Below are 18,124 nucleotides of genomic sequence, written 5' to 3'. Positions count from 1 at the left end.
ACTGTCAAGTTTCCTCTATAAAATTAAAACTGAAGCTCTGCAGGTTAAATAGTGGTTTTTACTAGTCAGCTGCCATTCCTCATATGCGCCGAGCAAATATGAAGATAATGAAACTATCTCTGCTAAGTTGGCTCACCACCGTCCGCTGGGGGACCAGCAAACGGTAAGACGCCATCCATCTTTCTGATGACTTAGCCCTTATTACCACTAATCCAGTCATTCATCATAGGAGCCTTTTATGTCAGATCCTGTTGTCGTTGTTGCCGTTGCGCGTACCCCAATGGGCAGTATGATGGGTAGTCTTTCTCCCTTAAGCGCACACGAATTAGGCGCTATTGCCATCAAAGCCGCTGTGGAGCGAGCAGGCATTGCTGCCGAAGATGTACAAGAAGTCATTATGGGTAATGTGCTACAAGCGGGTCAGGGTCAAGCCCCCGCTCGTCAAGCCACGCTCGGTGCGGGTTTACCGACCTCTGTCAGCAGTACCACACTCAACAAAATGTGTGGTTCAGGTATGAAGGCGGCCATGTATGCACATGATTTATTATTGGCCGGTTCTTGTGAGGTCGCCGTCGCAGGCGGGCAGGAGAGCATGACTAACGCCCCTTATCTCCTCAAAAAAGCCCGTGCTGGCTATCGTTACGGTCACGACAAGGTCTATGATCATATGGCTCTTGACGGTCTCGAAGATGCTTACAAGCCAGGTACTGCCATGGGTGTGTATGGTGAGTTATGCGCCGAAAAATACAACTTCACGCGCGAACAACAAGATGAATTTGCCACCGAATCCTTACGTCGTGCCAATCAAGCCATTCAAGACGGTGCCTTTGACTGGGAAATTCAAGCTGTGACCGTCAAAACTCGCAAAGGCGAAGAGCAGGTCACTACCGATGAACTCCCTGGCAAAGCCAAACCCGAAAAAATCCCAAGTCTGCGCCCGGCTTTCAAAAAAGACGGTACTGTTACTGCGGCCAATGCGTCGGCGATCTCCGATGGTGCTGCGGCCTTGGTGTTAATGCGTCAATCTGTCGCCGAGAAAAAGGGTCTCAAACCATTGGCCAAGATTGTTGCCCATGCTCAGCACTCACATGAGCCTGAGTGGTTTACCACGGCACCTGTTTCAGCCCTCAAAAAAGTGCTCGATAAAGCCGGTTGGAACAAGGATGAAGTCGATCTGTACGAGATCAATGAAGCCTTTGCTGTAGTCACGATGGCGGCCACCAAAGAACTGGACTTAGATCCCAAAAAAGTCAATATCCACGGCGGGGCGACGGCGCTGGGTCACCCTATCGGCGCTTCCGGTGCCCGCATTATCGTGACTTTATTGGCCGCTTTGCGTCAGTCCGGTGGCAAAAAAGGTATCGCGAGCTTATGTATTGGCGGTGGTGAGGCCGTCGCCATGGCGTTTGAGATGCTATAGTCGCTATTAAAAAACGGCTTCTGAAGAAGCCGTTTTTTGTGACTGCAACAGAAACCAAAGGCACTAACCTAAAGCACTAATGCATCAAGCTATTGAGCTCGCCTTTATTCAACATACCACGTATCTTCGGACAACATGACTTGTTGATGACCATAGCCCGCAGGCATCATAGGAAAGCAGTTTTGTTGTTTTTGCACGCGCACATCCAATAAATAAGGCCCATCTGACTCTAAGCAGTCAAGCAGTGCATCTTCTAGCTCGAACGGATCGGAGACACGCGCCGCTTGCCAACCAAAGCCCCGTGCGACCGCCACATAATCGGGCATACTCTCGTTATAACTATGACTATAACGACGCTCATGAATCAGCTCCTGCCATTGCCGAACCATGCCCATATGTTCGTTATTACAAAGAATTACCTTAATCGGTGTACGGTGTTGAATAGCCGTTGCCATTTCTTGCATATTCATTAAGAAAGAGGCATCGCCACTAATACACACTACGAGATCCTCTGGATTACCGATTTGCGCGCCAATCGCCGCTGGCATGCCATAGCCCATGGTACCGGCACCGCCTGAAGTTAACCAGCGATTTGGGCGATTAAAGTGCAAATATTGAGCCGCCCACATTTGATGTTGACCCACATCGGTAGAGACAATGGCGTCACGGTCTTCGAGCAAGCGATTGAGCGTACTCAGCAAATCTTGCGGCAAAATCACCTCATCCGAAGCACTGAAGTTCAAGCAATCTTTGGCACGCCATTTGTCTATGCGTTGCCACCAATCTTTTAGTTGTTCAGGCACGCTTTCTTGTTGTTTAACCTCGTTAAATAATTGTTTAAGGGTGAGGTAACAATCCCCCACCAAGGCGACATCGGCACGCACAACTTTGTCGATGGAGGCTGGATCAATGTCTAAGTGTATTTTGACAGCATGAGGGCAGAAATCTGATAGGCGTCCTGTAATACGGTCGTCAAAACGTGCCCCTACACAGACAATCAAATCCGCATGATGCATGGCTAAATTGGCTTCGAGCGTCCCATGCATACCCAACATACCAAGGAATTGTTTTTCATTGGCAGGAAAAGCTCCCAACCCCATCAGCGTTAGGGTACAAGGCGCCCCCGTGTAATGCACTAAATTACTAAAAACCTCGCACGCATCGGCGCCCGAATTAATCAAGCCCCCGCCGCCGTAGAACACTGGTCGGCGCGCATTGGCAATCAGCGCGGCGGCACGCTTAATGGCCGCTTGCATTACCGAGTCTGGTATGCTGGGCGTTTGTGGTTCTATTGAGTGATTGGCACGAACCGCAGGGACTGGAGCAATTTGTAAATCTTTAGGAAAATCTACTAACACCGGACCTGGCCGACCCTCGACCGTGAGATTAATGGCTTTGGAGACCACTGCCACAATATCCTCTGAGCGTTTGATTTGCGAGTTCCATTTGGTGACGGGACGTGAAATACCCACCGCATCGCATTCTTGGAAGGCGGCCGTGCCAATGGCAGTAGTCGCTACCTGACCGCTAATGCACAATACAGGAATCGAATCACAAAACGCATCCAATAAACCCGTGGTAGTATTTGACATCCCGGGCCCTGATGTCACGATGACCACACCCGGCCGTCCAGTAGAGCGCGCATAACCTTCGGCCGCATGCACAGCCGCTTGCTCATGTCTGACCAGGACATGCTTAATCCGCGGTTCGCTATAAAGCGCGTCATACAAAGGCAAGACGGCGCCGCCGGGATAGCCAAAAACAGTATCCACACCGTTTTCGATAAGGGTATCAAGTAGCGCTTGGGCGCCACTGCGTAGATTCTCTGAAGACACCTGATGGGTATCGGCCTGGTTAAGCTGCTGGTCCATATTCGCTCTTTAGTCAATCAATGATTCAGTAAAGCTTATTATAGTAACACTGCCATCAAAATAGTTTATTAGAAGATGGCTTACTGCTATAGTATCTTTTTTATATTTTGTGCCTGTCAGCCGCCGTACTGTCATGAAAAAATCCACCCCTAAGGTTTTACACTACGTTGCCCAATCCACCGTACACGGCAAAGGGGTGTTTGCAGCCTGTGCCATCAAAAAAGGCACCACCATTATGGAATATACAGGCAAGCGCATTAGCCAAAAAAAAGCCGATGCGCTATGGCCAGTGGATCCAGACAATCCTTTCCATACCTTTTATTTCTCATTGAGCAGTGGCAAGATCATCGATGGCGGTCAAAAGGGCAACGATGCCCGGTGGATTAATCATAGCTGTAATCCCAACTGTGAAACCGAAGAAAGCGCTGATGGCAAACGGGTTTATATTCTTGCCAAGAAAAATATCAAAAAAGACCAGGAACTATTTTTTGATTATTGTCTAATAACCGACGAAAAAATCACCGACGAACTCAAACAAAATTACAAATGTTGCTGTGGAAGTGCCAATTGCCGTGGCACTATGTTGCTCTTAGAGCAGGAATAACGGTGTATCTGCGCGGCTGTATGGTTAATTATTAATTTAGAATGATTATTATTTAATAAAATCGCACAGCGTTTACCCTAGTTGAATTTCTATTATAAAATATGGGTTTTAATTTTTACGGTGATAAGAATGGCAGCTTTTTTAGAGGGTAAGGTCCTTACCGTGCATCACTGGACCGATCGCTTGTTTAGTTTTACCACCACGCGTGATCGCTCTTTACGCTTTAGCAGTGGTCATTTCACCATGATTGGCTTACCCGTCAATGGCAAGCCACTCTTGAGAGCGTATAGTATTGCCAGTCCTAATTATGAAGAGCACCTAGAGTTCTTGAGCATTAAGGTGCAAGACGGTCCATTGACCTCGCGCTTGCAACATATTCAACCTGGTGATTCGATTATTATTGGTCGCAAGCCTACAGGTACCTTATTGACAGATTATCTATTACCTGGCAAACGTTTGTATTTGCTTGGCACGGGTACGGGCTTGGCACCGTTTCTTAGTATTGCGCGTGACCCCGAAACCTACGAAAAATTCGACGAAGTCATCTTGATTCATGGTGTGCGTCAGGTCAATGAGCTCTGCTACTACGACTTATTCACTAAAGATCTGCCACAGGATCCTTATTTGGGCGAATATGTCAGCAAACAGCTTAAGTACTACCCAACGGTGACGCGTGAACCCTTTAAGAATCAAGGCCGCATCACTGATTTAATGAATAGCGGCAAGCTCTACCAAGATTTAGGTGTCCCTGCGCTCAACCCAGAAACTGACCGCGTCATGATTTGTGGTAGTCCTGCGATGTTACGCGACCTCAAACAAATCTGCGAAGACAATGGCTTGACCGAGGGCAATACCACCCAACAAGGCGATTTTGTCATTGAACGGGCGTTTGCCGATCAGTAAGCTCAAGCGCTTAGATACCTTTCTTCATCTCCTAAAGGCTGCTTATGGCAGCCTTTAATTTATTGCCGTGAGTCTATGCTAATGAGTGGTGCTGACTAGCCGCTAAGGCTGTGGTGTCTCATTGATCAGCACCAGTTTTTTCTTGCAACGCGTAATACCGACATAAAACTCATTGCGCGACACTTCTGTGCCGTCTGGACGCGCCAAGAAACCGTGCTCATCAGCACCATACAAAAAGACTGTATCAAACTCCCGACCTTTGGCTTGAGCCACCGTCATACACGGCACACCTCCCTTTTTTTTCCAGTGCCGCAAGAGGCTGCCAAAGACCGTCGGCCAATCACTCAAGCGCCAGCCCTGTTGCCCAGCTGCCTGCTGAAATAATTGCCAGGCCATGGTATCGAATCGACTCGGGACACCACCCTGGCTAACCGTAAAGATGCGCCCTTGCTCTACCAGTGAACGCAAGATCTCGACAATAGTGATATGGTCTTGCCGCAAACAAGCCATAAAAACCGCTTTGAATGATTGACTAAAGACCTCCTCGTTTTGACCTAGCGGCGCGCCTTGGCTTTGCATAAATAGGCGCATATAGTGCTGCAAGCGTTTGAGATTGAAATCTTCAAGTAACTCTTGTCTAGCAAGATCGCTTAAATTCACCACATGACTGTTAAAAAAACGTTCTGCGTCAAATTTAAATTGTCGTTCATGGCCCAAGAACTGATGGAATTTCAGGGCATACATCAGATTTAATAAATGCACCACCAAGCAATTATGCAGTGCAAAACTAAACTTTAGCTCGCTCTGCGCTGGCTTATACTGCCACAGTCCAAATACTGCCTGCAGCAACTGTACATAATCTTGGGCCAACAGCGCTGTGCAATGCGGATTGAGCTTGAGCGCCGCCATTGGTTGCAAAGGCAGATACTCAATTTGCGTATCATAAGTCGTACTCGATAGCACCTCACGTTGCGTAATCTGAGCGCACAAAGCACTTAAGCGGGCTCCAAACCGATGACTATGTTTTTGTTGCACGACAACGCCATGAAAATATCGTAAAAACTCTTGAAACACCACATCGGTATTGGTCGCACGCCAGGCAAAAATATTTTGAAAGCGATCACCAACAGCCATCACACTTTTTTTGTGCTGACAAATGCGTTTAATAAATTCCAATTGCAAAGGCGTGATGTCATGAAACTCATCAATAAAGACCCTATCTATATCACTTACGACCGCCGCAATCGTATGACTGTCATACTGCATCACATCATAAACAGCATCCCCGATCAGTCGAAAACCTTCTTCGTAGTTGCGCAGCTTAGTCTGCTGAGCGGCTGACCAATGACGGCTATATTCCGGTCGCCAACGCGCTCGCATGTCTTCATACAAGTAATAGACTTCTTGCACAAAGCGGCTATCGAAATGCAAATTACCCTCACAAATCTCTTGAACCGCAAAGCTATCTTCGGCTTCAAAGGCCAGTGAACTGCGAAAAAACTCTAAATCCCTAAACAACAAGCCCATTTGTGACTCGTTCAGTTGTGGCGCCACAAAATCCATGGCTTCGCCTTGGCCATCAAAAGCAATGGCGCGCGCCGTTAAGTGATCACAGGCGCGTTGCGCAAGCTCCGGTAGTAAATGACGCACAAAATCCGCGGTTTCCATCGGAAAACGATAGTCGTTGAGATTTTGCAAGATGACATTGGCAAATTTATCGACCGTATACACTCGAATCAAGGCATTGAAATCTTGATCTAGCCTTTTTAAATAATTATTCAGTACATCAGCACCGGCCTGACTAAAGGACAGCAGCAAACAGCGATCGCTTTGCGCATAGTAGGCGGTTTGTTTGACAATGACAGTCGATTTACCACTGCCGGCACGCGCATCAATAAAAGCGGCTTCTTGGACTACCTGCTCTGTACTAGGTTCAGAAGCTGAGGAGTGAATAGTAGCGGTCATGATATTTTTATACAGAAGGACGGCAATCGCAGAGCGCTTGCATACTTAAATGACGTCGACTCGTAAATTGTCGAAATTGCGCGGTAATAGGATCCACAAAAGCAATGTGTTTGGCTAATAATTGCAGCGGTTTGCTAAAGTCTTGTTCTTTTTGCTCAGGTAGTAATTGCGGATAATAACTATCATTGCAAAGGGGCAACCCAAGGGCATTCATATGCACGCGCAACTGATGCTTTTTACCACTGAGCGGTTGTAACTGATAAAGGCTATAACGCGGACCGCGCCGCAATAAGGTAATCACCGTTTCGCTATTGGCGGGACCCTGCACCTCACACATCCTAAAGTAATTGGCACTATGGTCAATGCGACTTCGACGTCGCAAGGGCCAGTGCCAATCTGCACCCTGCGGACTGGGCGCCACGGCTTCATAAATTTTTTGAATTCGACCTTGCTGAAATAAGCTTTGGTAGAGACCGCGCGAATCTGCATCAAGACAAAACACCAACACCCCGGCAGTATCCTTATCGAGCCGATGAATCGGACTAATGGCCGGATTATTCAAGGCCTTACGCAAACGGGTAAGCACCGTCTGCTGCAAATATTTACCACCAGGGGTTGTGGCTAAAAAATGCGGTTTATCCACGACCAATAAATGCTCATCCTGGTGCAGAATCTCAATCTCAAAAGGCACCACCGGCTCATTGGGTACCTCACGATAATACCAAATCAAGGTTTCTGGCATGTATGGGCTATGTAAGTTAAGCACCTGCCCTGACTGCGTGACCATTTCGCCTGCTTGTAAACGCTGCTTTATGACCTCAGCCTCCATGTATTGGAAACGCTCTAACAGAAAACTCAATAAATCTGGCCATTCGGCCTTGGGTAGAAACACACAACTAGGATTGACGCCGTCACGCATGGGTAACGGGCTCTGTAACGCTTTACTCATAAATCCTTCGGTCAGTCGCAACACTTAAGTCACGCAGACTGACTAGAATGACTAAAAACAGACTTTATTGTAACGGCATGCCTTGCAATTTTTCTGGCTAGGGATTAAGTTTAAAAGACTTTAGTGCTTTGCTCGACCCCTTACCACCATCCCCCATGAAACCTTCTTTGCGTTTTAGACCTCGCAGCCTCTCGCTTTTTAAGCAGTATTCTACTGAACAATTGGCCCTAAATATTGGCGCAGGCATTACGGTTGCCGTAGTCGCTATTCCTTTGGCGATGGCCTTTGCGATTGCTTCGGGACTCAGTCCGCAAGTGGGCTTAATTACCGCCATTATCGGCGGTTTTTTGGTGGCTTTATTAAGTGGTTCTAATGTACAAATTGGCGGTCCAGCAGGTGCTTTTATTGTCATTGTGTATGGCATCGTCCAAGAGTCTGGCGTCTCAGGACTCATGATCGCGACCTTTCTTTCGGGGATTTTTCTGATCTTGCTGGGTATCTTCAAGCTCGGACACCTCATTCGCTATATACCTCTGGCCGTGATTTTGGGATTTACCAACGGTATTGCTGTCATTATCGCCCTGCAACAACTCAAAGAATTTGCTGGACTAACCATCCATGGTAAAGTGCCCGCAGAATTCTTTAGTATGCTCACAACGCTGTATCAAGCTTTGCCTAGCGCCAATCCCATAGCCATCATGCTGGCGCTGGGGACATTAACCATTCTCATACTCTGGCAACAGCTTAATAAGCATTTACGGCGTGACAAAAACAATCACTCCATCCTTAAGCGCCTGATGACGCTCACGCCTGCATCGATTGTGGCGCTCATCATCGCTACAAGTATTAGTGCTTGCTTAGATCTTGATGTACATACGATTGGTAAGCAATTCGGTGCGATTCCTCAAACCCTACCTGCACCCAGCCTGCCACCATTGCAGGGCACCTCATTGCGCGCGCTCTTGGTACCTGCCGTGACACTTGCACTGTTAGGCGCGATTGAATCCTTACTTTGCGCACGCGTGGCCGATACCCTAATCCACGACCAACACGATTCCAATCAAGAACTGCTGGGCCAAGGGATAACGAATATGATTGTGCCTTTATTTGGTGGCATGCCGACCACGGGCACCATTGCCCGCACCGTTACCAATGTCGAAAATGGTGGCCGCACCCCTGTCGCGGGCATGGTGCACGCGTTCACGCTTTTATTAGTGGTGTTTGTCTTTGCGCCACTGGCACAGTACATACCCCTTGCCGTGTTAGCGGCTATTCTCTTATTTGTTGCCTACAATATGGGACAATGGCGCGCCTTTAAGCAGATGTGGCAACACAGCGTGTCCTATCGCATTATTTTGGTAGGGGTGTTTTTGCTAACGGTCATGGTAGATTTAACCGTGGGCGTGGGCTTTGGGATTTTGTACGCTTGCGCTACCGCCATTTATCAATTTTCTAAGTTATCAGTACCCGAACCTTTTGAGTTAAGACCAGATCTGACCGCGCCCCAAGTCAAAGCTTGGCATCTGACAGGCGCCTTATTTTTTGGTTCTTTCGAATCGCTTGACATTATTCGGCGCGACCTGCCTCAACAATACTTGGTCTTAGACTTTTCTGGGGTTGTGTATGTGGATGCCTCTGGCCTAGAAGTCATGCAGCAGTTATGTGAGCAGTGCCGAGCCCGCCAGTTAACGATTCTAGTGTATGGGTTACGCGCACAACCCCAAGAAAAACTGTGCAAAATGGCATGGCTTAAACAGCATCCTAAGACACTGCAAATCATGCCAAGCCTGCATCAACTCTCGAGCTTCATCGCTTCTAGGGTATAGCCCTCGTCGTCTAAAAGCTCTGCTATTTGGGCTTGCTTAAGGGGTTGCTCACTTTGCACGCGAGCTTGACCAGCTTGCAAAGAGACCTGCACGTCTTGCACACCTGCCAGTCCTTGCAAAGCCTTAGTGACGTGTTTGACGCAGTTCTCACAAGACATACCAGAGATCGTGAGAGTATTTTGTACAGTCATTGTTGATTCCTTGTTGGATTAATCTATTTGGGATTATGGGGGTTAGCGACGCGATTTCCAAGTTGTCCATCGTGTACCCCTCGTAAGACAGCCTGACCATTTAAGTCAGATACTCCTCTTAGGCCTACCGAGTAAATTTCAAAGCCTAGGCTCATAAAGTGTCCACTGTAATCATAATAATCATGATGGTGACCATGAAAAAGCTTTTTTACAGCCATTTGTTGAGCTAAACGATCTAGCGCCGCAAAACCATAGAGATTACTCGAGGGGGCTTCGTGAGTGACCAAAATATCGGCTTGTTGCTGGCGTAAATTCATATAATCTTCGGGAAAAATCGAGCTGCGATGGCGTAAGCTAATCCCATCGCGCCAACGCGCACGGTGGCTTAAGGATTCGTAGAATTCTTGGCGACTGAAAAATTGCCAACCCATATCATGAGGGTGCCAAATCTTCCCCCTAAAGACACCCCCAAGACCTGCAACCCTAAGACCCGCAATGTCTACCACTCGACCATTAAGATTGTAGTCTGCTAGTAAGGAACCATAGACATTGTCATAAATCGCTTCGGAATCGGTATCATGATTACCGGGTATCCACCAAACTTGCGTTAGCTGCATAATTTCTTGGATTAATGCATTAATCGGCTGTTCCGCTTGGATATCGCCAAGCAGGATGATGGCCTGCGGTCGGTATCGTTGAACCACGGGCAAGACATGGTCAAACGTGCCGTGCATATCTCCAAAAAATAAAATTCGATGCTCTGGTTCCATAACGACAAGAATATACAACCATAGTTAACGATCAAAAAAACTGACAGCAGTGGCTAAGTGAATAAAAACAATAACTATTAACGTAGTGTAGCAGACCCTAGCGTATTTAGTAAAAAGGCCTCACCTAGGTTAATACCCTATAGCGTTATCGCGCTAGCGCTGGCATTATGATCCTGTTGTATTAACCAAAAGATTCATTCCTTTCATTGACACACTATGAACCAGCCAAGCCTTCACCCTAAAATTTCCCAATGGCGTCTTATCCTAACCGCCACGATCTGCGGCCTCAGTCTCGCTTGCAGTCCAGTCGCCTTAGCCCAAAGCACTACAGCGCCAAACCAAGCCGGCACAGCCGCCATCAGCACTCAACCATCTCCTAAGCCCAATTACGATTACGACCTCAATGTTTTTCATCCAGTCATTGCGCAAAATGGCATGGTGGCTTCTGAGCAGGCTTTAGCCTCCAAAATCGGCTTACAAATTCTCCAAAAAGGCGGCAACGCCGTCGACGCAGCAGTCGCCGTGGGCTTCGCTTTAGCAGTTGCCCTACCCAACGCGGGTAATATCGGTGGCGGTGGTTTCATGCTCGTACATGACGCCCAAAGTCACAAAAACATTGCCCTCGACTTCCGTGAGACCGCACCTGCAGCGGCGACCGAAACCATGTACCAAGACCAAAATGGCAACATTATCCCCGGTAAATCGTGGTTTACGCATACGGCCGTCGGTGTACCGGGCACGGTCAAAGGCTTAGAACATGCCCTCAAAAAATGGGGCACCATGAAATTAGCAGATGTCATGCAACCGGCGATCGAACTGGCCGAAAAAGGGTTTAGAGTCTCAGCCACACTGGCCGATGCCCTCGCTAATTCCACAGATCACCTCGGCAAATGGGACAACACTAAAGCCATTTTCTACAAAAACGGTGAACCCCTAAAAATGGGCGACAAGCTGGTCATGACGCAACTGGCCAAAAGCCTCAAACTGATCGCCAAAAACGGCAGCGACGCCTTTTATAAAGGCCCTATTGCCAAGGCTATTGTCGACGAAATGGCCAAGCACGAGGGCTTAATCACGCAAGAAGACTTGGCCAACTACAAAGTCGTCGAACGCCAACCGGTCTCTGCAGAGTATCGGGGCTACCAAGTCGTTACCATGCCGCCTCCTAGCTCAGGCGGTATTCATATTATTCAGATGCTCAATGTACTGAGCCACTTCCCGCTTAGTGACTATGGTCCCAACAGTGCCAAGACTATCCGTCTCATGGCAGAAACCATGAAATACGCTTACGCTGATAGGTCCGAGTATTTGGGTGATCCTGACTTTATTAAAATCCCCCAAAAACAATTGACCAGCACGGCCTATGCGGATCATCTGGCCAAGATCGTAGGCAAGGATGAAGTCGTACCAGCCAAGCAAATCAAAGCCGGTGATCTCGCTCCTTACGAAAGCGATCAAACCACGCATTATTCAGTGGTCGATAAGCAAGGCAATGCCGTCGCTGTGACGTATACGCTTAACCTAAATTTTGGCAGTGGAATTGTGGCGGGCGATACCGGCATCTTACTCAACAACGAAATGGATGACTTCTCTGCTAAACCCGGAGAACCCAATGCCTTTGGCCTGATTGGTGGCAAAGCCAACGCCATTGAGGGTCACAAGCGCCCGCTATCTTCCATGACCCCTACCATTGTCCTCAAAGACAATAAAACATGGATGGTCACCGGTAGTCCAGGTGGTGCACGCATTATTACCACTGTCTTACAAACCTTGGTTAATGGCATTGACTTTAAGATGAATCCGGCGGCTAATGCCGCTACGCCTCGTTTCCATCACCAATGGACGCCAGATGAATTACGGCTTGAACAAGGCTTTAGCCCAGACACCGTCAGCTTATTACAAAAAATGGGCTACAAGACGGTCGTCAAACCAAGCATGGGTCGTACCCAAACCATCCAAGTCGGTAACGGCTATATCTATGGTTATTCTGATCCGCGCAACCCCGATGGTTCAACCTTGGGTTACTAGTGCGTAGAACCTGACGTTTACTTTTTAACAACACCAATGATGCTAACACCTGCCCCCCATTCCGCCTTAATTCTGGTCGATGTCCAACCTGACTTTATGCCTGGGGGGCCTCTAGCCTGCTATGAGGGGCAGCGCATCACGGGGCCCATACAGGCACTCCTGGAGAGCACCCCATTTGATCACTATGTTGCCACCCAAGATTGGCATCCGCAGAATCACATCTCCTTTGTCACTCAACACCCTGGGCAAAAGCCGTTTGCTAGCATAATGCTCTATCAACAGCCACAAACGCTTTGGCCAGAGCATTGCGTCGTTGGCACACAGGGGGCGCAACTACATCCTGATATTGACTGGCATCGCATGGATCTTATTTTGCGCAAGGGTAATCATCCAGAGGTGGATTCCTACAGTGCTTTTCAAGAAAATCATGGCCCCGATGGGCAGCGGCCATCAACTGGGCTAGGGGCTTGGTTGCGCGATCGGGGCGTCCGTCATGTCTATGTCGCCGGCCTGGCGCGTGACGTCTGTGTCTTATGGACCGCGCTCGATGCTAAACGCTTAGGGTTTAGGGTGCACTTCTTGTGGGATTTGACGGCACCGGTCACGCCAGATACAGATGCTCAAACCGCCGCCACGCTGACGCAACACGGTATAGAGATCATCCGCTCAGAGAGCGACTCGCACCTATGACTTTCGAAAATAAGCCCCAGCAGGCCTAAAGCTGAGGTTGATTCGTTTTACGGGGTATTAGTAAGCCGCTATCGAAAACCTTAACGACAGCCAAGGCACTACAGATCAGGTTATCAGCGAGCGTATGCATGAGTCTTTCAGCGACTAGGTACAGGGTCTCGGTCTACGGCAATGCGACGTTAAGCGGCTAGTAAATCGCCATTGTGCACTTTTTTGAGGTGTCTAGAGGCGTAGGCCTGAGTAGAGAGTAAATCAAGCGCTTGTAAAATCTGCAATAGGCTCTCAAGCTGCTGAGCGATCATTGCCATCGCCGCATGAATATCGGTAATTTCGTAGGAGATGAGCGCTTGACGCAATGTTTGATAGAGCTTGGAATGCCGAGCTTGTATGGCTGAGCCATGCAGCAATGACTGTAGTTGCTGTGGATTAGCGCGTAGTAGTTGAACTTGGGCGTTGAGATGAGCAGTGCAATGCTTATTGAGAGCTAATTGAATATAGCAATCGCCTTGGTGACGACAAAAAGCAAGCTGTAAAGGTAAAGATTGAATCGAAAAACAGTTAGCAATAGTCATTAAGACTCCAGTTTAGCAAGTTACGGACTGCAATTAGGATAAATCGTCCAGTATATTTAGCACTTATTTGTACTCCCCAGTACCCCTTGTATAGCCAGCGTGTAAAACGCCACACAAAAAATAAGTGCCTAAACTTGATTATACACACATTGATCTAAATGAAAAGGGGCACTCAAAGTACCCCCTTAGCAGTGATCCGCAGTGGCGTCAAATGGGCTTGACGCCAGGCTCTATCCGCGGTGCCTAGATCGATAATACTGCCTACCGTAGTACACCACGGTGAGCACCAGCAAATAAGGCACTCCGAACACCAACGTCGCATGAAAATCCTCGGCAAACCAGGTTGATACAATAATCGCCCCAACAATGATCATACCTAGCACGGTACCCACTGGATAGCCCTGAATCTTGTATTTTAGGACGATTTGTTGCCGCGCCATAGCCCTTCTAAAAAAGATATGGGTCACAAAAATCATAAACCACGTAAAGAGTAAACCAAACATGGTGAGGGCGATCATAATGGGAAAAGCGGTATCCGGACTGAGGCGAGACACAATCACGGCTACGGCAATACCAATCACTGACAGTAGTAAGGAATTAACCGGGACCCCAGTGACGCTGACCTTGCCGAGGCTTTTGGGCGCATCCCCCGAACGCGATAAACTAAACAACATACGACTAGCAATATAAAGCATGCCGTTCATGGCCGATAATGAGGCCACTATCACCACCACATTCAAAATACTGTCGGCAAAAGGCAGATGAATATCATTCATCACCATCACAAAAGGGCTAGGTGCATCTTTTTCTATGAGGCGCTGCCACGGCACCATCATGATAATTAAGCTTAGGGTCAACAAATAAAATACTAATAAACGCACCATGGTGGATTTAAAGGCCTTGCGAATTGATTTTTCGGGCGCCGTCGCTTCGCCGGCAGCCACGGCAATGAACTCTAATCCAAAATAACTAAAAACCGCCACTACAGCCCCAAACCAGGTTCCCTTAAACCCTTGTGGGAAAAAACCGCCATTCGCCCATAAATGCTCTTTGATCTGTTGTGTATCTTGGCTCAAAAATAAATAGCCGGCACCGACAATTAAAAACGCCACAATGACAAAGACCTTGAGCATGGAAAATACCCATTCCATGGAGCCAAAGGCCTTGACACTGGTCAGATTGGCACCGATCAATACCGCCGAAAAGAGTATTTGCCATATCACCGGCTCGACCGTCGGAAACCAGAACTTCATGTATTCACCAATTGCTATGACTTCTGAGCCTACGGCCATAATAATGCCCGAGACATAGCAATAGCGCAGGATAAATCCCATAGCGGGCCCCATATAATGCTCGGCATAGGCACCAAAAGAACCCGAGGTATGATGCTGAACTGTCATTTCAACCAGACAGCCCATTAGACAAAGCGCCGCTAAACCACTAATTACATAACTTAAAATCACGCTCGGACCGGCAAAACTAATCGCTAATTTACTGCCCAAAAACAGACCCGTGCCAATGGCACCACCAATGGCGATCATAGACATCTGGCCCTCGGACAAGGCATTGCGTAAACCAGATTCACGCGCTTTAATGTTATCGAAACTCTTCATAGGGTTAGCTGAATGAATAGAAAAAAGAACAAATGGCTTGCCATGTAACAAACTGTACAGACTTAATGAATTTTGCCACAATTATGGATAGGGATTCAAAACATGACGCTCACTAGGGTAAATGCGGGTGGCTGAACCATTAAAAACCGCCTACTTTCTTGCGTAAATTCTCGTGCACGCCACTAAAAAACCGCTTTATGCATGACACATAAAGCGGTTTATGGACTCCTACGTCAAGAAGCAAAAGCGCATCTTAGATATCGATATTATGTGCTAAGAGTGCATTTCGCTCAATAAAGGCACGGCGTGGCTCCACCTGATCACCCATTAAGGTACTAAAGATTTCATCGGCAATCATGGCGTCTTTGATTTCGACTTGTAGTAGGCGACGCGTGTCCGGATTCATGGTGGTCTCCCACAATTGCTCAGGATTCATCTCACCAAGACCTTTGTAACGCTGTTTAGAGACTACTCTCTCGGCTTCAGCATATAACCATTGCACCACTTCACGGAAGTCTCCGACTCCTTGGCTGCGCTCTTTTTCACCTAGACCACGGCTAATTTTGGCACCCGTGCCAATGAGACCACGGAAGGTTTGCGCGGCTTCTTGTAGAATCTTGTAATCCTTACTCTGCGTAAATTCAGGCGAGAAAACAGTGACACGAATATTGCCATGATGATGGCGATTCAGCAATAAACGGCAACGATTCAACTCGGCATCATACTCCACTTCAGCCTCATAAGTCTCTGGGTTCGGCAATTCTTGAAGACGCTTAAGCAGGTGATCAGCGCTCGCTTGCGCTGCCGCTTCTGAACTCAAATCAATCTCCACCCCTTCGGCAATCATAGAGAGCGCCTGGCTATCCATGATTTTGGACAGGCGATTAATGACTCGATGCGCCTCATTATAGACAGTAAATAAGGCTTGCAGCTGTTCACCTTCAAGCCGTGGCCCTTCAGTAGAGGTAATGAGTACAGCATCTTTGAGGGCGACATATTGCATAAACTGATGCTCTTCAATCTCATCTTTGAGATAACGCTCCTCACGACCAAATTTAATGCGATAAAGCGGAGGTTGTGCAATATAGACATAGCCACGTCTGACCAATTCTGGCATCTGACGATAGAGTAGGGTCAACAGCAAGGTACGAATATGGGCACCGTCAACGTCCGCATCGGTCATAATAATAATGCGATGATAACGCAGCTTATCGACATCAAAATCCGGTCCAATACTGGTACCTAACGCCGTAATTAAGGTCGTAATCTGTTCGCTGGAGATGAGTTTATCGAAGCGTGCTTTTTCGACATTAAGGACCTTACCACGCAATGGCAAAATCGCTTGGAATTTACGATCTCGCCCCTGTTTGGCCGAACCGCCCGCTGAATCACCCTCCACAATATAGATTTCTGATTTTGCTGGGTCTTTTTCTTGACAATCCGCCAGTTTACCCGGTAATCCAGCACCCTCTAAGACGCCTTTACGACGTGTCACTTCACGCGCACGACGCGCGGCTTCACGCGCGGTGGCGGCTTGGATGATTTTGCCGCAAATCAAGCGAGCATCGGCAGGATTTTCTAGTAACCACGTCTCAAGACTACTGCTGACGACTTCTTCGACCGCGGGTCGAACCTCAGAGGACACGAGTTTGTCTTTAGTTTGGCTACTAAATTTTGGTTCTGGCACTTTGACAGAAAGTACACAAACCAAGCCTTCTCGCATATCATCGCCCATGGTTTCGACTTTGGCTTTTTTGCCCAAATCGCTCTCGGCAATGTATTTGTTAATGACGCGCGTCATGGCTGCTCGTAAACCGGTGAGATGTGTACCACCATCCCGTTGCGGGATATTGTTCGTAAAGCAAAGCACCTGCTCAGAATAACTGTCATTCCACTGCATAGCGACATCAACCGTGACGTCGACGCCCCCCGCTGAGGATTGATTACTTACCAAAAAGATGTTGGGATTAATCGGCGTTTTAGTTTGATTAACGTATTCAACAAAGCCTTTCACCCCACCAGCATAGGCAAAGTTCTCTTCGCGATTGTTGATCTCGTCGACCAGAAGGATTTTGACCCCGTTATTGAGAAATGACAGCTCACGTAAGCGCTTGGAGAGAATCTCATATTGGTATTCGACTTTGCCAAAGATCTCGACGTCTGCCATGTAGTGCACTTTGGTACCGTGCTTTTGGGTTTGGCCCACGACTTTGAGCGGCTCGACGCGCTCACCTTGACGAAACTCCATTTGGTGCACTTCATTGTGACGCCAAATCGTCAGACGCAACCATTCAGATAAAGCATTCACACAAGACACCCCTACACCGTGTAGGCCGCCAGAGACTTTGTAGGAGTTCTGGTCGAATTTACCCCCCGCATGTAGTTCAGTCATAACGATTTCGGCAGCACTACGATGCATTTCGTCATCTTGGTGAATATCGGTCGGAATACCGCGACCGTTATCGCTGACAGAAATAGAGTTATCGGCATGAATAGTGACGATGATTTCGTCGCAATAACCGGCTAGGGCCTCATCGATGGCATTATCCACCACCTCAAACACCATGTGGTGTAAACCAGTGCCATCGGAGGTATCACCAATATACATACCAGGGCGTTTACGGACAGCTTCAAGGCCCTTAAGCACCTTGATACTACCTGCCCCATAGTCTTTTTCGCTTTGTTCTTGATTGTAATCTTCGATCATCTTGCTTTTCTTTTA

The 18,124-nt window shown here is 47.9% G+C and carries 14 protein-coding genes; 6 read left to right on the top strand and 8 right to left on the bottom strand.

Annotated elements, in window-relative coordinates; translation table 11 throughout:
• Positions 1-238 precede the first annotated feature (238 nt).
• Entirely contained in the window at positions 239-1,420 is a 1,182-nt protein-coding gene (locus Q335_RS0102580; protein ID WP_028357296.1) for an acetyl-CoA C-acyltransferase, read from the top strand.
• A 104-nt stretch (positions 1,421-1,524) separates the two neighbouring features.
• Here Q335_RS0102580 and ilvB read toward each other — a convergent pair whose 3' ends face one another.
• Positions 1,525-3,291, bottom strand: a complete 1,767-nt coding sequence (gene ilvB, locus Q335_RS0102575) for a biosynthetic-type acetolactate synthase large subunit (protein ID WP_028357295.1) — start codon at positions 3,289-3,291, stop codon at positions 1,525-1,527.
• A gap of 133 nt (positions 3,292-3,424) precedes the next feature.
• Here ilvB and Q335_RS0102570 point away from each other — a divergent pair, with 133 nt between their 5' ends.
• Together Q335_RS0102570 and Q335_RS0102565 are read left to right on the top strand one after the other, a co-directional pair.
• Positions 3,425-3,895: an SET domain-containing protein gene (locus Q335_RS0102570; protein ID WP_028357294.1), complete on the top strand. Its 471-nt coding sequence runs from the start codon at positions 3,425-3,427 to the stop codon at positions 3,893-3,895.
• Between the two features lie 129 nt (positions 3,896-4,024).
• Positions 4,025-4,798 (top strand): ferredoxin--NADP reductase, encoded by a 774-nt coding sequence (locus Q335_RS0102565; RefSeq protein ID WP_028357293.1) that lies wholly within the window; start codon positions 4,025-4,027, stop codon positions 4,796-4,798.
• A gap of 102 nt (positions 4,799-4,900) precedes the next feature.
• Here Q335_RS0102565 and Q335_RS0102560 read toward each other — a convergent pair whose 3' ends face one another.
• On the bottom strand, positions 4,901-6,763 hold the full coding sequence (locus Q335_RS0102560; protein WP_028357292.1) for a UvrD-helicase domain-containing protein: 1,863 nt from the start codon (positions 6,761-6,763) through the stop codon (positions 4,901-4,903).
• Positions 6,764-6,770: 7 nt separating this feature from the next.
• Positions 6,771-7,712 (bottom strand): pseudouridine synthase, encoded by a 942-nt coding sequence (locus Q335_RS09010; protein ID WP_038369272.1) that lies wholly within the window; start codon positions 7,710-7,712, stop codon positions 6,771-6,773.
• Between the two features lie 155 nt (positions 7,713-7,867).
• Here Q335_RS09010 and Q335_RS0102550 point away from each other — a divergent pair, with 155 nt between their 5' ends.
• Positions 7,868-9,538: a SulP family inorganic anion transporter gene (locus Q335_RS0102550; protein WP_028357291.1), complete on the top strand. Its 1,671-nt coding sequence runs from the start codon at positions 7,868-7,870 to the stop codon at positions 9,536-9,538.
• Here Q335_RS0102550 and Q335_RS0102545 read toward each other — a convergent pair.
• The gene (locus tag Q335_RS0102545) at positions 9,505-9,729 is read right to left on the bottom strand and encodes a heavy-metal-associated domain-containing protein (protein WP_028357290.1); all 225 of its coding nucleotides are present in this window, start codon (positions 9,727-9,729) and stop codon (positions 9,505-9,507) included. The two genes, Q335_RS0102550 and Q335_RS0102545, sit on opposite strands and share 34 nt — an antisense overlap.
• A 23-nt stretch (positions 9,730-9,752) precedes the next feature.
• A complete protein-coding gene (locus tag Q335_RS0102540; protein ID WP_038369271.1) occupies positions 9,753-10,499 on the bottom strand; it encodes a metallophosphoesterase family protein in 747 nt (248 codons plus the stop codon).
• A gap of 216 nt (positions 10,500-10,715) precedes the next feature.
• Here Q335_RS0102540 and ggt point away from each other — a divergent pair, with 216 nt between their 5' ends.
• Positions 10,716-12,527, top strand: a complete 1,812-nt coding sequence (gene ggt, locus Q335_RS0102535) for a gamma-glutamyltransferase (RefSeq protein ID WP_028357288.1) — start codon at positions 10,716-10,718, stop codon at positions 12,525-12,527.
• 36 nt (positions 12,528-12,563) lie between these two features.
• Complete coding sequence (locus Q335_RS0102530) at positions 12,564-13,217, top strand: nicotinamidase (RefSeq protein WP_028357287.1); 654 nt, start codon at positions 12,564-12,566, stop codon at positions 13,215-13,217.
• A gap of 179 nt (positions 13,218-13,396) precedes the next feature.
• On the opposite strand, the gene Q335_RS0102525 is transcribed toward Q335_RS0102530, so the two are convergent.
• From Q335_RS0102525 to gyrB, 3 genes are all read right to left on the bottom strand, one after another.
• Positions 13,397-13,789 (bottom strand): hypothetical protein, encoded by a 393-nt coding sequence (locus Q335_RS0102525; protein ID WP_028357286.1) that lies wholly within the window; start codon positions 13,787-13,789, stop codon positions 13,397-13,399.
• A gap of 230 nt (positions 13,790-14,019) precedes the next feature.
• Positions 14,020-15,402 carry an amino acid permease gene (locus tag Q335_RS0102520; protein ID WP_028357285.1) on the bottom strand — a complete coding sequence of 461 codons (1,383 nt, stop codon included), beginning with the start codon at positions 15,400-15,402 and terminating at the stop codon, positions 14,020-14,022.
• A 253-nt stretch (positions 15,403-15,655) separates the two neighbouring features.
• Complete coding sequence (gene gyrB, locus Q335_RS0102515; RefSeq protein ID WP_051532254.1) at positions 15,656-18,109, bottom strand: DNA topoisomerase (ATP-hydrolyzing) subunit B; 2,454 nt, start codon at positions 18,107-18,109, stop codon at positions 15,656-15,658.
• Positions 18,110-18,124: the final 15 nt, after the last annotated feature.

It is taken from the genome of Brackiella oedipodis DSM 13743 (assembly GCF_000621025.1).
GTDB lineage: Bacteria > Pseudomonadota > Gammaproteobacteria > Burkholderiales > Burkholderiaceae_B > Oligella > Oligella oedipodis.
This window is presented reverse-complemented; position numbering and strand designations above follow the sequence as displayed.